The following is a 13,497-nucleotide window of genomic DNA, read 5'->3' as shown; positions in this document are numbered from 1 at the left end:
CAACACAACTCGGCAGACATGCCCGTCGTGGCGCGCGGCGAGCCAACACCCGGCAAATCGGTGGAAGGAAGATCAGCCCAGATCGCGGAGCGCGCGGGCCGAGAACGTGTGGTCGGCGGGCCGCTCGGCAAAGTAGCCGTGCAGCGTCGAGGCGAGGTCTTCCTCGGCCCATTCGGCGCCGGCGGCGTCGAAGCGGGCCTCCACCTCGGGAGCCGCCATCAGGGCGACCATCGGGCCGTAGACGACGAAGACCTGACCGTTCACCGCGTCGGCGGCGGGCGAGGCGAGGTAGGCGACGAGCTTGGCGACGTGCTCGGGCGCGAGCGGGTCGACCGAGCCCTCGGGCGCCTCGGAGAACACGGCCTCGGTCATCGCGGTCCTGGCCCGGGGGCAGATCGCGTTGGACCGCACGCCGAAGCGGGACAGGCCACGCGCGGCCGACAGCGTCAGCGCGGTGATGCCCGCCTTCGCGGCGCCGTAGTTGGCCTGGCCCTCCGGTCCGAGCAGGCCCGCCTCCGAGGAGGTGTTGACCAGCCGGCCGTAGACCGGCGCGCCGGCGGCCTTGGACGCCGCGCGCCAGTAGGCGCCCGCGTTGCGCGAGAGCAGGAAGTGGCCGCGCAGGTGCACGGCGATCACCGCGTCGAAGTCCTCGTCGGACATGTTGAACAGCATGCGGTCGCGGGTGATGCCCGCGTTGTTGACGACGATGTCGAGGCCGCCGAGGGATTCCTGGGCGGTCGCGATCAGCGCGTCGGCCGTCGAGCGCTCGGCGATGCTGCCGCCGACGAACTCCGCCTTGCCGCCCAGCTCGCGAATCGCGGCGATGGTCTCGGCGGCGGCGTCCTCGGTGAGGTCGTTGACGACCACCGCCGCGCCCGCCGTGGCCAGCGCGAGGGCCTCGGCCCGGCCGAGACCGGCGCCTGCGCCGGTCACGATCGCGACTCGGCCGTCCAGTGAAGTCTGCATCACACTCATCGGGCCGACTTTAGAACGTGTTTCACTATCCGACAAGAGCGGATCACGCCAACCGCAGCGCGGCCTTGGGACACTGCGCCACCGCTTCCTCGACATCGGCGACGCGATCGTCGGCCACATCGCCCTCGAGCACGTGCAGATTGTCGTCGTCATCGAGTTCAAACATGTCAGGGGCGATTCCTACGCATACGCCGTTCGCTTCGCACCGGTCGAAATCGACGATGATCTTCATGAGAACTTCCTTCCACGCGGTCTCCGCGACACTAACCCAGACAGCACGGCCCGCGAGGCGGAACAGCTGTCGATTCACCGTCAATACTGGAACATGTTCCAGTTCATATGCAATGATCGGTTTCGGCGGGGCCCATCCCCTGCGCCCCGCCGACGTCCGTTTTCGCAGCTGAGACCGAGGTAGGAACCATGCGCGTCGCGTATACGCCGCAGCAGGAAGAATTGCGCGCCGAGCTGCGCGAGTATTTCGCCCAGCTGATGACGCCGGAACGACGCGCGGCGCTGAGCCTGCAGACCGGCGAGTACGGCGAGGGCACTGTCTACCGCGACGTCGTCCGCCAGATGGGCAAGGACGGCTGGCTGACGCTGAGCTGGCCCAAGGAGTACGGCGGCCAGGACCGCACGACGATGGATCAGCTGATCTTCGTCGAGGAAGCCGCCATCGCGGGCGCGCCCGTCCCGTTCCTCACCCTGAACTCGGTCGCGCCGACGATCATGCAGTACGGCACCGAGGAGCAGAAGAAGTTCTTCCTGCCCAAGATCGCCTCGGGCGAGCTGCACTTCGCCATCGGCTACTCCGAGCCGGGCGCCGGCACCGACCTGGCCTCGCTGCGCACCGCCGCGGTGCGCGACGGCGACGACTTCGTCATCAACGGCCAGAAGATGTGGACCAGCCTCATCGCCTACGCCGATTACATCTGGCTGGCGGTGCGCACCGACCCGACGGCCAAGAAGCACAAGGGCATCTCGATGTTCATCGTGCCCACCGATGTCGACGGCTTCTCCTGGACGCCGGTGCACACGATGGCCGGGCCCGACACCAGCGCCACCTACTACCAGGACGTCCGGGTGCCCGCCTCCTCGATGGTCGGGCCGGAGAACGGCGGCTGGTCGCTGATCACCAACCAGCTCAACCACGAGCGCGTCGCGCTGACCTCGGCCGGGCCGCTCTCGCTCGCGGTCAACCAGACGGTGCAGTGGGCGCGCGAGACCACCACCTCCGACGGCAAGCGGGTGATCGACCAGGAGTGGGTGCGCCTGAATCTGGCGCGCGTCTACGCCAAGGTCGAGTACCTCAAGCTGCTCAACTGGGAGATCGCCAGCCGCGCCGACCAGGGCGGCGAGGCGGCACCCAAGCCGTGGGACGCCTCCGCGTGCAAGGTCTACGGCACCGAGCTGGCCACCGAGGCCTATCGCCTGCTGATGGAGGTCGTCGGCTCGCACGGCTACCTGCGCCAGGACTCCCCCGGCGCGGTGATGCTCGGCAGGCTCGAGCGGATGCACCGGGCCGCGCTCATCCTCACCTTCGGTGGCGGCACCAACGAGGTGCAGCGCGACATCATCGCCATGACCGCCCTGCGCCAGCCCGCGTCCGCCCGCTGATCCCGAAAGCCGGTATCCCCTCATGGATTTCACCCCCACCGAAGCCCAGACCGATCTCGCCCGGCTGACCGGCGAGATCTGCGCCAAGCTCGTCACCGCCGACCGGCTGCGCGAACTCGACACCGCGGGCCGCTACGACGAGCAGCTCTGGAAGTCGCTCGCCGAGACCGGCGTGCTGGCCGCGGCCCTGCCGGAAGAGCTGGGCGGCAGCGATTTCGGCATGCTCGAGCAGACCGCGATCCTGCGTGAGCTCGGCCGCGTCGTCGCCGCGGTGCCCTACCTGTGGTCGATCGTCGTCGGCGCGGGCGCGCTGGCGAAGTTCGGCGACGCCGACCAGCGGCAGCTGGCCGCGCGGGCGGGCGCGGGCGAGATCGTGCTCACCGCCGCCCTCGCCGAGGAACTGCGCGCGACCACCGCCGCGCCGGGCATCGTCGCCGAGCCCGCGGGCGCGGCCTGGACCCTGACCGGTACCGCGACCACCGTCCCCTTCGCCGATCGAGCCGAGCGCATCCTGGTGCCCGCCATCACCTCCAACGGTGTCGGCGTCTTCGTGGTCGACCCGGACGACGCGTCGGTCACCCGCACCGCCCAGCAGGTCGTCGACCTGAGCCCCGAGTTCGTCGTCGAGCTCGCGGCCACCCCGGCCACGCTGCTCGGCTCCATCGAGTCCGGCGCCGACGTCCTCACCTGGCTGCGCGAGCACGCCTGGCTCGGCCTGTCGGCCCTGCAGCTGGGCACCCTGGAGCGCGCGCTCGAGCTGACCGCCGAGCACACCCGCACCCGCGAGCAGTTCGGCAAGCCGATCGGCTCGTTCCAGTCCGTCGCCCAGCGCCTGGCCGACGCCTCCATCGACATCGGTGGCCTGCGCCTGACGGTCACCCAGGCCGCCTGGCGCGTGGCCGAAGGCCTCCCCGCCACCGAATCCATCCACATCGCCAAGTTCTGGGCGGCCGACGCGGGCCACAAGGTCGCCCACACCGTCGTCCACGTCCACGGCGGCCTCGGCATCGACCGCGACCACATCACCCACAACTACTTCACCGCCGCCAAGCACAACGAATTCGCCCTCGGCGGCGCCACTCCCCACCTCCTCGCCCTCGGCGCCGAACTGGCGGGCTAGCCGCTCGCACACAGCAGGGCCCGTGCGGATCGTTCCCCCGATCCGCACGGGCCCTGCCGCGTTCACCCACCCGCGCCTATCGCGCGAAGCGGTTCGCCAGAAGTGTGGTCCCTCAGCCGGGTTCCGAGGTCAGGTAGCGCTGGAGGGTGGGGGCGATGTCGGTGGTGATCTGGTGCGGGGTCAGGTCGACTACCGGGGGTAGGCGCAGGACGTAGCGGCACAGGGCGAGGCCGAGCAGCTGGGTGACGATGAGGGCGGCGCGGCGGGGGGCGTCGGCGGGGGTGCCGAAGCGGAGGACCGCGGGCAGGACCTGCTGGGCGAAGACCTCGCGGAAGCGGGCGGCGACCGCGTCGTCGGTGATCGAGGAGCGCAGCAGGATCAGCAGGACGGTGTTGTCGTTGTCCTCCCAGATGGTGAGGAAGCGGCGGATCAGCAGCTCCCCCATGGTGTCCGGGTCGGCGGCGCCCAGGTCGGGCAGGTCCAGGTCGATCTGGGCGGCGGCGGCGAAGAGGCCGTCCTTGCTGCCGAAGTAGCGCATGACCATCGACGGATCGATCGCGGCATCGGCGGCGATGGCACGGATGGTCGCCTTCGCGTAGCCGTCGGCGGCGAAGCGGGCGCGCGCGGCGGCGAGGATGGCGGCGCGGGTGGCGTCCGAGCGGCGGGCCGGGGTCTCCTGGTCGGCGGAAGTCATGCCAACAAGTGTAGGCCAACAACTGTTGACTTTCACCGACGACCCGGTTTACCTTTATGCCTACAAGCGTTGGCAAACAAGCGTTGACCAGGAGCCGCAATGTCCGCCACCCCACTGCCCGAAGCCACGTCCGTCGTCATCGTCGGCGCGGGCCCCGCCGGTCTCACCGCCGCGATCGTGCTCGCCGAAGCCGGCGTCGACCATGTCCTGCTCGATCGCCTGAGCGAGGGCGCCAACACCTCCCGCGCCGCGGTCGTGCACGCCAGGACCTTGGAGGTCCTCGACGAACTCGGCATCGCGAAGGAACTGCTCGCCCGCGGCATCCAGGTCCCCACCTTCAAGGTGCACGACGGCCCGAAGACGTTGGCCACCATCGAGTTCGGCGACCTGCCGACGGCCTACCCCTACACCCTGATGATCCCGCAGGACGTCACCGAGCAGGTCCTGCTCGACCGGCTGCACGCGCTGGGCGGCACCGTCCACCGCCCGATCACCGTCGCGCGGGTCGCCGACGAGAACGGCCACGTCACCGTCGAATACCGCACCGCGGACGACACGACCGGCACCATCACCGCCGACTACGTGATCGGCGCCGACGGCATGCACAGCGCGGTGCGCGACCAGGCGGGCATCGGTTTCACCGGCGACACCTACCCCGCCTCGTTCGTCCTGGCCGATGTCCGGATGAGCTGGCCGACCCCGCGTTCGGAAGTCTCGCTGCACCTTTCGCCCGAGGGCGTCACCGTGGTCGCCCCGCTGCCCGACCCGGCCGAGGAGCGCTACCGCGTCGTCGCCACCGTCGACGAGGCCCCCGAGCACCCGACGCGCGAGGACATCCAGACCCTCCTCGACGCCAGGGGCCCGGCGGGCGAGGTGCGCGTCGACGAGGTGCTGTGGAGCTCACGCTTCCGCGTGCACCACCGCGTCGCCGACCACTACCGCGCGGGCCGGATCCTGCTCGCGGGCGACGCCGCCCACGTGCACAGCCCGGCGGGCGGCCAGGGCATGAACACCGGCATCCAGGACGCCGCGCTGCTCGCCCGGCTGCTGGCGAAGGTGGTCGCCGGCGAACCGGACGCGCTGCTCGACGAGTACGAGACCGTGCGCAGGCCGATCGCGCTGGACGTCGTCGCGTTCACCGACCGGATGACCCGGATGGCCACCCTGCAGTCGAGCCCGGCCCGCACCGCGCGCAACACCGCGCTGCGCCTGCTCACCGGCATCCCCGCGGTCCGCGGCAAGCTGGCCTACCAGCTCGCCGAACTCGCCAACCGCTGACGCACGCGACAGGGGCCCTCCCGGCGACATTGCCGGAAGGGCCCCTGGTGCTGTCGATTACCTACGCGGAGCCCGCGTCGGCGTGCTCGTCGGCAGGCCGCTCGTCGGTCTGCGACTTGGCCCAGCGGTAGTCCGGCTTGCCCGCGGGCGAGCGCTTGATCTCGTCGACGAACCACAGGCTGCGGGGCAGCTTGTAGGACGCGATCTCCTGGGTCAGCACCGGCTTCAGCTCGGCCAGCGTCGGCCGGTTCGCGCCGCGACACTGCACCACCGCGACGACCCGCTGGCCCCAGCGCTCGTCCTCGACGCCGACCACCAGCGCGTCGAAGATCTCCGGATGCGCCTTGAGCGCGCCCTCGACCTCTTCGGGGTAGATCTTCTCGCCACCGCTGTTGATGCTCACCGAACCACGGCCGAGCATGGTGACGGTGCCGTCCTCCTCGACGCGGGCGAAGTCGCCGGGGATCGCGTAGCGAACTCCGTTGAACTCCTTGAACGTCGCGGCCGACTTGACCTCGTCCTTGTAGTAGCCGAGCGGGATGTGGCCGCTGCGCGCCAGCAGGCCGACGACGCCGGAGCCCGGCTCGACCGGGTTGCCTTCCTCGTCGAGCACCTGGGTGGCCGCGTCGATCTTCACCCGCGGACCGCCGGTGTGGGTCTGCCCCTTGGCGATCGTCGCCAGACCACCGAAGCCGGTCTCCGAGGAACCGATGGAGTCGGTGAGCAGGCGGTTGGGCAGCAGCTCGAGGAACTTGTCCTTGAGCGGCGGCGAGAACAGCGCCGCGCTGCTGGCGAGCACGTACAGCGACGAGAGGTCGTAGGGCTCACCGGTTTCCGGGTTGCCCTCCTCCAGCGCGTCGAGCATCGGCCGGGCCATCGCGTCGCCGGTGATGAAGATCAGGTTGATCTTGTGCTTGTCGACGGCCTGCCAGACACCGTGCCCGCTGAACTCGGGGATCATCACGGCCTTGCCGCCGCCGAACAGGCTGTGGAAGGTGGCCCACTGCGCGCCGCCGTGGATCATCGGCGGGATCGGGAAACGCACCATCTGCGGGTTGGCCGCGCCGATCTTGGCCAGCTCCCACTCGTCCTTGGTGTACTCACCGGTGATGAAGTTGATGCCGGCGCCGAGCACCCGCCACACGTCCTCGTGCCGCCACATCACGCCCTTGGGCAGGCCGGTGGTGCCGCCGGTGTAGAGCATGTAGATGTCGTCGGGCGAGCGCTCGCCGAAGTCGCGCTCACCGGAGGAGGCGGCCAGCGCCGCTTCGTACTCCACCGTGTCGGGCGCGGTCGGTCCGTCGGTGCCGTCCTCGACGACGAGCACCGTCTTCAGGCCGGGCACCTTCGGGCGGACCGCCGCGACCTTGTCGGTGTAGCGGCGCTCGTGGATCAGCGCGACCATGTCGGAGTTGTCGAAGATGTGCAGCAACTCGTTCTCGACGTAGCGGTAGTTGACGTTGATCATCACCGCCCGCGCCTTGAAGATCGCCACCATCGCCTCGACGGCTTCGACGGTGTTACGGGAGTAGATTCCGACTTTGTCGCCGGGTTTCACACCCTGTTCCAGCAGGTAGTGGGCCAGTTTGTTGGCCCGCTCCTCCAGTTCGGCGTAGGTCGACTCGCGATGTTCGCCGACCAGCACGATCCGGTCGGGCATCAGGTCGACGGCGTGTTCGACGAGATCGGCTATGTTGTAGCTCACAAAGACAAAAATAGAACGTGTTACTGTTTCTGACAAGCTCGAACGTCAGGAGATATCGAAATGGCCCACTGTCTGGTCGAGAAGCGAGACCACGTCCTCATCGTCACGATGAACCGGCCGGAGGCTCGCAACGCCCTCTCGGGCGAGATGATGGCGATCATGCGCGACGCCTGGGACCAGGTGGACAGCGATCCCGATATCCGCGTCGCGATCCTCACCGGCGCGGGCGGGGCCTTCTGCGCGGGGATGGACCTGAAGGCGATGAGCTCGCAGCATCCGGGCGACACCGCCACCGCGGGCACCTGGGACCCGGCCTACCTCCCCGCGCTGCTGAAAGGGCGGCGGCTGAGCAAGCCACTGATCGCGGCGGTCGAGGGCCCGGCCATCGCCGGTGGCACCGAGATCCTGCAGGGCACCGACCTGCGCGTGGCCGGGGAAGGCGCCAAGTTCGGCGTCTCCGAGGCCCGCTGGGGCCTGTTCCCGCTCGGCGGTTCCGCGGTGCGGCTGGCTCGGCAGATCCCCTACACCGTGGCCGCTGACCTGCTGCTGACCGGACGGCACATCACCGCCGCCGAGGCCAAGGAGATCGGCCTGATCGGCCACGTCGTCCCCGACGGGACCGCGCTCGACAAGGCCTTGGCGCTGGCGGGCCAGATCGCCGCCAACGGCCCGCTCGCCGTCCAGGCGATGCTGCGCACGCTGCGCGAGACCGAGGCGATGCCGGAGAACGAGGCGTTCCCGATCGAGGCGAAGATCGGCATGGAGGTGTTCCGGTCCGCCGATGCCAAGGAAGGGCCGCGCGCCTTCGCGGAGAAGCGCAAGCCGAACTTCACCGGGCAGTAGTCACCGCGAACAGGGCGCGGGCAGCAGCCTCGCGCCCTGTTCCACCGGGGTGCCTACGCGCCCGGGTAGTTCATGTAGAACGGCTCCCACTGGTGGCCGTCGGGGTCGATGAACGTCCGACCGTGCATCCCCACCTGGGCCTCCTGCGCCCGCTTGTCCTCGTTCTTCTCCTCGGTGGCGCCCGCGGCGACGGCGGCGTCGGTCAGCGCGTCGACCTCGGCCGCACTGGCCAGCGACAGCGCGTAGCCGGCGGCGGCGGTGTTGATCGTGTCGGCGATCGGACGGGTGCTGAAGGTCGAGAAGAAGGGCTTGGTCAGCAGCATCAGGCAGATGTTGTCGTCGATGACGATGCACGACGCGTTCTGATCGGTGAAATCCTCGTTGACCTTCCAGCCGAGCGCCTCGTAGAAGCTCTTCGAGCGGTCGAGGTCGGCGACGGGGAGGTTGATGAAGATCATCTTGCTGCTCATGGGTGTCAGCCTTTCGGGAACGTCGTTGCGGTCTCGTTCATGTAGACGCGGCGGCGACGGCGAATTCATCGAGACACGGCGAAGTTCGCGAAATTTCGATGGTCCGTTTTCTCCTCTGTCGAGTGTCGGACCCCTGTGGCATCGTGGGAAACTATGAGCGACGCCACAACCGCTACCACCGGCCCCGACCCCGAAGTCCTGGCCGAATTCGAAACCCACCGGCGCGAATTGTGCGCGTACGCCTACCGCATGCTCGGCTCCTCGTTCGAGGCCGAGGACGCGGTGCAGGAGACCTTCACCCGCGCCTGGCGCTCCTACGATTCCTTCGAGGGCCGCGCGAGCCTGCGCTCGTGGCTGTACAAGATCGCCACCAATATCTGTCTGGACATGCTCGACCGGCCGCAGAGCCGGGCCAGACCGATGGACCTCAACGGTCCGGGCCGCCCCGATTCGCCGCTGCCGGCCCCGCAGCCCGACTACGTGTGGATCGAGCCGATCCCGAACGCGCTCGCCTTCGGCGCCGACCCGGCCGAGCACGCCTCGACCAAGGACACGCTGCGCCTGGCGTTCGTGGCGGCCTGCCAGCATCTGCCCGCGACCCAGCGCGCCATCCTGATCATGCGTGAGGTGCTGCGCTTCTCCGCGGGTGAGACCGCCGAGGCGCTGATGATGTCGCCCGCGTCGGTGAACAGCGCGCTGCAACGGGCCCGCGCCACCATGTCGAAGGTCCAGCCGACCGTCACCGACGGTTTCGACGAGACCGATCCCGAGCAGCGCAAGCTGGTCGACGATTTCGTGAAGGCCTTCGAGGCCTACGATATGGACGCGCTCACCACGCTGCTCAAAGCCGATGTGGCGCTGTCGATGCCGCCCTTCGATCTCTGGATCTCCGGGCCGGAGAATGTGGCCGCGTTCATGCTCAGCACGGGCAGCGCGTGCCGCGATTCGCGCATGGTTCCGCTGGCAGGCGCCAACGGCCTGCCCGCCTTCGGCCACTACAAGCCCAGCGGGGAGCCCGGCGTATGGGTGCCGTGGTCGATCACCGTGCTCGAGCTCGAGGGCGACACCATCTCGGGCCTGAACTTCTTCCTCGACACCGAGAAGTTGTTCCCGCTCTTCGGGCTCGCGCCGGAGTGGCGCGAAGCCGTCTGAGCGGGAATATCTTTCAGAGCAAGCGGCGCTTGTACAGCTTGCCGTTGGGATCACGGGGCAGCTCCGCGCGGTATTCCACCGTGCGGGGCAGCTTGTACTTGGCGAGCTGACCGGCCGCGAACTCGAGGATCTCGGCGGTGAGCGCGTCGTCGCCCGCGGCGCCGTCGACCGGCTGCACGAACGCCTTGACCTGCTGGCCCCAATCCGGGTCGGGCACACCGAGAACCGCCACGTCGGCCACCTTCGGGTGGCTCATCAGCACACCCTCGATCTCGGCCGGGTAGATGTTCACGCCGCCGGACAGGATCAGGTCGGAGCGGCGGTCGCAGAGGAACAGGTAGCCGTCCTCGTCGAGGTAGCCGATGTCGCCGACGGTGAACAGGTCACCGACGCGCGACTCCTCGGTCTTCTCCTTGGCGTGGTGGTACTCGAAGCTGGACGCGCCCATCTTCATGTAGACCATGCCCTCTTTGCCCGCGGGCAGTTCGGAGCCGTCGGTCTCGTCGAGGATCTTGATGACCGACCACGGCCAGGCCTTGCCGACCGAGCCGGGCTTGTTCAGCCACTCGGTCCCGTTGATCACCGTGCCGCCGCCCTCGGTGGCCGCGTAGTACTCGGTGACGACCGGACCCCACCACTCGAGCATCTGCCGCTTGGTCGCCTGCGGGCACGGCGCGGCGCCGTGCACCATGCTGCGCAGCGAGGACACGTCGTAGCGGGCGCGCACGTCCTCGGGCAGGGCGAGCAGGCGATGGAACTGGGTGGGCACCATGTGGCTGTGCGTCACCTTGTGCCGCTCGATCAGCGCGAGCATGTCCTCGGCGTCCCAGCGATCCATCAGCACCAGCTTGTGGCCCATCTGGATCGAGATGGTCGAGAAGTTCAGCACGGCCGTGTGGTAGAGCGGCGAGCCGCAGATGTGCACGTGCTCGTCGTAGGGCGCGAGCTCGAACAGGGCGAAGAAGGCCTTGTTCGGCGCGGGGACCTGGTCGGGATCGGCGCCGGTCAGCGGGCGGCGAACGCCCTTGGGGCGACCGGTCGTGCCCGAGGTGTAGAGCATCGGCGCGCCGACCGAGCGCTCGTCGGGGCGGCCGGTGTCGGCGGCACCGAGCCACGACACCGGGCGGAAGCCCTCGATGGTGCCCGCCGAGAAGCGGGCGTCGGCGGGCAGGTTCGCGAGGTCGGCGGCCTCGGCGGCGGTGGCGGCGAACCGCTCACTGGCCAGGAAGGCCGCGGCCTCGCTGTCGCCGAGAATGTAGGCGATCTCCGGCGCGGTGAGGTGCCAGTTCACCGCGACGATGTACAGCCCCGCCTGATAGGCGGCGAAGTACGCGGCGATCGCCTCCACACCGTTGTGCAGCATGCTGACGACCACGTCGCCGGTGCGCAATCCGATGCCGCGTAGTCCGTTGGCGTAGCGGTTGGCGAGGGTGGCCAATTCTCGATAGGTGATCTCCCTGCCGTCCGGGTCGACGACGGCGATCCGCTCGGGATCGGCCGCGGCGATATTCCACAGTCCGAGGACTTCCGTTGTCTGCTGGCTGCTCACCCCATCGAATTTAGAACCTGTTCTACTCGGTTACAAGGGCTTGAAGCCGACGAAGTTGTTCGGCGTCGGAAACCGAGATCAGCATCATCGTCACGCCGGCGTCCTCCCATTCCTTCAGTCGCGTGCGGACGTGCGCCTCGTCGCCGAAGATCGCGGTGTCGGTGATCAGCTCGTCGGGCACCGCGGCGGCGGCCTCGGCCTTGCGTCCCGCCTGGAACAGCGCGGAGATCTCGTCGACTTCGGCGCTGTACCCCATCCGCTTGTAGACCTGCGCGTGGAAGTTCAGCTCCGGCGCGCCCATGCCGCCGATGTAGAGCGAGGTCACCCAGCGCATCCGCTCGATCTCGGCGGCCGGGTCGTCGGTGAGGACCACCTGCGCGCTGGCGGCGATCTCGAAATCGGCCCTGCTGCGCCGGGCGCCGGGCCGCGCGAAGCCCTCGTCGAGCCACTCGTTGTACATGCCGGCCAGGCGCGGGGCGTAGTAGATCGCGAGCCAGCCGTCGGCGATCTCGGCGGTCTGGGCGACGTTCTTCGGACCCTCCGCACCCAGCCAGATCGGCAGGTCGGCGCGCAGCGGATGCACGATCGGCTTGAGCGGCTTGCCCATGCCGGTGGCGCCGGGACCGGCGTAGGGCAGGCCGTAGTACTTGCTGTCGGAGGTCACCGGGGCCTCGCGGGCCAGCACCTGGCGCACGATGTCGACGTACTCGCGGGTGCGGCGCAGCGGCTGCGCGAACGGCTGCCCGTACCAGCCCTCCACCACCTGCGGCCCGGAGACACCGAGGCCGAGAATGGCCCGGCCGCCACTGAGGTGATCGAGGGTGAGCGCGTGCATCGCCGCCGCGGCGGGCGTGCGGGCCGAGAGCTGCGCGACCGAGGTGCCGAGGCGAACCCGCTCGGTCGACGAGCCCCACCAGGCCAGCGGCGTGAAGGCGTCCGAGCCCCACGACTCGGCCGCGAACACGGCGTCGAAGCCCGCTTCCTCGGCCGCGATCACCAGCTCGCCTGCGTTGGCGGGCGGCTGCGCACCCCAGTAACCGAGTTGCAGTCCGAATTTCATGACCGACGCCCTTTCCGGCGAATCCTTGCCAGCAGAATAAGAACCTGTTCTACTCGATATCGTGACCCAGGGGAATACCGCAGTGGAAGTATTGAGTGCACCCCTTCGGGTGCAGTTCGACTACACCAGGTCCGTCGGACCCATCATCGGCGCCTTCCTGACCGGACTGCGCGACCGCCGGATACTCGGCGTGCGCGGCAGTGACGGCCGGGTATTGGTGCCGGCGCAGGAATACGACCCGATCACCTCGGCCCCGCTGGCCGAGCTGGTCGAGGTCGCGCCGACCGGCACGGTGCAGTCGTGGACGTGGGTGGCCGAACCGCTGCAAGGACAGCCGTTCGACCGCCCGTTCGCATGGGCGTTGATCCAGCTCGACGGTGCCGACACGGCACTGCTGCACGCGCTGGACGTGACCGACCCCGCGCAAGTGCACACCGGAATGCGGGTGCGTGTCCGGTGGGCCGACGAGCCGACCGGCAGCATCACCGATATCGCCTGCTTCGAGCCGGGCGAGACCGTCGAGCAGGCGGCACCCGCCGGCGACCCCGCCGAGCCGGTGACCGTGCTGACCACCCCCGTCGATCTGAGCTACAAGCACACCGCGTCCCCTCAGGAGAGCGTCTACCTGCGCGGTCTGGCCGAAGGCAAACTGATCGGCGGCCGGTCCGAGGCCGGTGGCAAGGTGTACTTCCCGCCGCGCGGGGCCAACCCGACCGACGGTACGCCCACCGACGATCTGGTGGAACTGCCCGACAGGGGCACGGTGACCACCTTCTGCATCGTCAACGTGCCGTTCCTCGGCCAGCGCATCAAGCCGCCGTATGTGGCCGCCTACGTGCTCCTCGACGGCGCCGACATCCCGTTCCTGCACCTGGTTCTCGGCTGCGATGCGTCGGAGGTGCGGATGGGCATGCGGGTCGAGGCGGTGTGGAAACCCCGCGAGGAATGGGGCCACGCGCTGGCCAATATCGATCACTTCCGGCCGTCCGGCGAGCCAGATGCCCCGTACGAGTCCTACCAGCACCACCTCTGAGAGG

Annotated in this window: 13 protein-coding genes; 6 read left to right on the top strand and 7 right to left on the bottom strand. The window is 69.1% G+C overall.

The window, feature by feature from the left end:
• Positions 1-72: 72 nt before the first annotated feature.
• Complete coding sequence (locus tag AB0L91_RS14700) at positions 73-975, bottom strand: 3-oxoacyl-ACP reductase (RefSeq protein ID WP_365010132.1); 903 nt, start codon at positions 973-975, stop codon at positions 73-75.
• Between the two features lie 43 nt (positions 976-1,018).
• Positions 1,019-1,207 carry a ferredoxin gene (locus AB0L91_RS14695; RefSeq protein ID WP_019044780.1) on the bottom strand — a complete coding sequence of 63 codons (189 nt, stop codon included), beginning with the start codon at positions 1,205-1,207 and terminating at the stop codon, positions 1,019-1,021.
• 188 nt (positions 1,208-1,395) lie between these two features.
• Between AB0L91_RS14695 and AB0L91_RS14690 the strand changes: the two genes are divergently transcribed.
• On the top strand, positions 1,396-2,589 hold the full coding sequence (locus AB0L91_RS14690; protein WP_357346272.1) for an acyl-CoA dehydrogenase family protein: 1,194 nt from the start codon (positions 1,396-1,398) through the stop codon (positions 2,587-2,589).
• Between the two features lie 22 nt (positions 2,590-2,611).
• On the top strand, positions 2,612-3,709 hold the full coding sequence (locus AB0L91_RS14685; RefSeq protein WP_357346271.1) for an acyl-CoA dehydrogenase family protein: 1,098 nt from the start codon (positions 2,612-2,614) through the stop codon (positions 3,707-3,709).
• Positions 3,710-3,821: 112 nt separating this feature from the next.
• On the opposite strand, the gene AB0L91_RS14680 is transcribed toward AB0L91_RS14685, so the two are convergent.
• Positions 3,822-4,403 carry a TetR family transcriptional regulator gene (locus tag AB0L91_RS14680; RefSeq protein WP_365010129.1) on the bottom strand — a complete coding sequence of 194 codons (582 nt, stop codon included), beginning with the start codon at positions 4,401-4,403 and terminating at the stop codon, positions 3,822-3,824.
• Positions 4,404-4,502: 99 nt separating this feature from the next.
• On the opposite strand from AB0L91_RS14680, the gene AB0L91_RS14675 reads away from it, so the two are divergent.
• Positions 4,503-5,681, top strand: a complete 1,179-nt coding sequence (locus tag AB0L91_RS14675) for an FAD-dependent monooxygenase (RefSeq protein ID WP_365010126.1) — start codon at positions 4,503-4,505, stop codon at positions 5,679-5,681.
• A gap of 61 nt (positions 5,682-5,742) precedes the next feature.
• Here AB0L91_RS14675 and AB0L91_RS14670 read toward each other — a convergent pair whose 3' ends face one another.
• On the bottom strand, positions 5,743-7,386 hold the full coding sequence (locus AB0L91_RS14670) for an acyl-CoA synthetase (protein ID WP_355270851.1): 1,644 nt from the start codon (positions 7,384-7,386) through the stop codon (positions 5,743-5,745).
• A gap of 60 nt (positions 7,387-7,446) precedes the next feature.
• Between AB0L91_RS14670 and AB0L91_RS14665 the strand changes: the two genes are divergently transcribed.
• Entirely contained in the window at positions 7,447-8,229 is a 783-nt protein-coding gene (locus AB0L91_RS14665) for a crotonase/enoyl-CoA hydratase family protein (RefSeq protein ID WP_365010123.1), read from the top strand.
• A gap of 53 nt (positions 8,230-8,282) precedes the next feature.
• Here the strand turns inward: AB0L91_RS14665 and AB0L91_RS14660 are convergent, their stop codons facing one another.
• On the bottom strand, positions 8,283-8,699 hold the full coding sequence (locus AB0L91_RS14660) for a VOC family protein (protein ID WP_355270848.1): 417 nt from the start codon (positions 8,697-8,699) through the stop codon (positions 8,283-8,285).
• 153 nt (positions 8,700-8,852) lie between these two features.
• On the opposite strand from AB0L91_RS14660, the gene AB0L91_RS14655 reads away from it, so the two are divergent.
• Positions 8,853-9,851, top strand: coding sequence for a sigma-70 family RNA polymerase sigma factor (locus AB0L91_RS14655; RefSeq protein WP_355270846.1), 999 nt, complete (start codon positions 8,853-8,855; stop codon positions 9,849-9,851).
• A gap of 13 nt (positions 9,852-9,864) precedes the next feature.
• Here the strand turns inward: AB0L91_RS14655 and AB0L91_RS14650 are convergent, their stop codons facing one another.
• Positions 9,865-11,400 carry an acyl-CoA synthetase gene (locus tag AB0L91_RS14650; protein ID WP_357346267.1) on the bottom strand — a complete coding sequence of 512 codons (1,536 nt, stop codon included), beginning with the start codon at positions 11,398-11,400 and terminating at the stop codon, positions 9,865-9,867.
• A gap of 22 nt (positions 11,401-11,422) precedes the next feature.
• A complete protein-coding gene (locus tag AB0L91_RS14645; protein WP_355270843.1) occupies positions 11,423-12,460 on the bottom strand; it encodes an LLM class F420-dependent oxidoreductase in 1,038 nt (345 codons plus the stop codon).
• 61 nt (positions 12,461-12,521) lie between these two features.
• Here AB0L91_RS14645 and AB0L91_RS14640 point away from each other — a divergent pair, with 61 nt between their 5' ends.
• The gene (locus tag AB0L91_RS14640; RefSeq protein WP_357346266.1) at positions 12,522-13,493 is read left to right on the top strand and encodes an OB-fold domain-containing protein; all 972 of its coding nucleotides are present in this window, start codon (positions 12,522-12,524) and stop codon (positions 13,491-13,493) included.
• The last annotated feature ends 4 nt before the right edge of the window (positions 13,494-13,497 follow it).

The sequence above is a fragment of the Nocardia sp. NPDC051833 genome, assembly GCF_040681225.1.
GTDB lineage: Bacteria > Actinomycetota > Actinomycetes > Mycobacteriales > Mycobacteriaceae > Nocardia.
The sequence above is the reverse complement of the archived record's forward strand: the minus strand, read 5'-3'. Positions and strand labels throughout refer to the sequence as shown.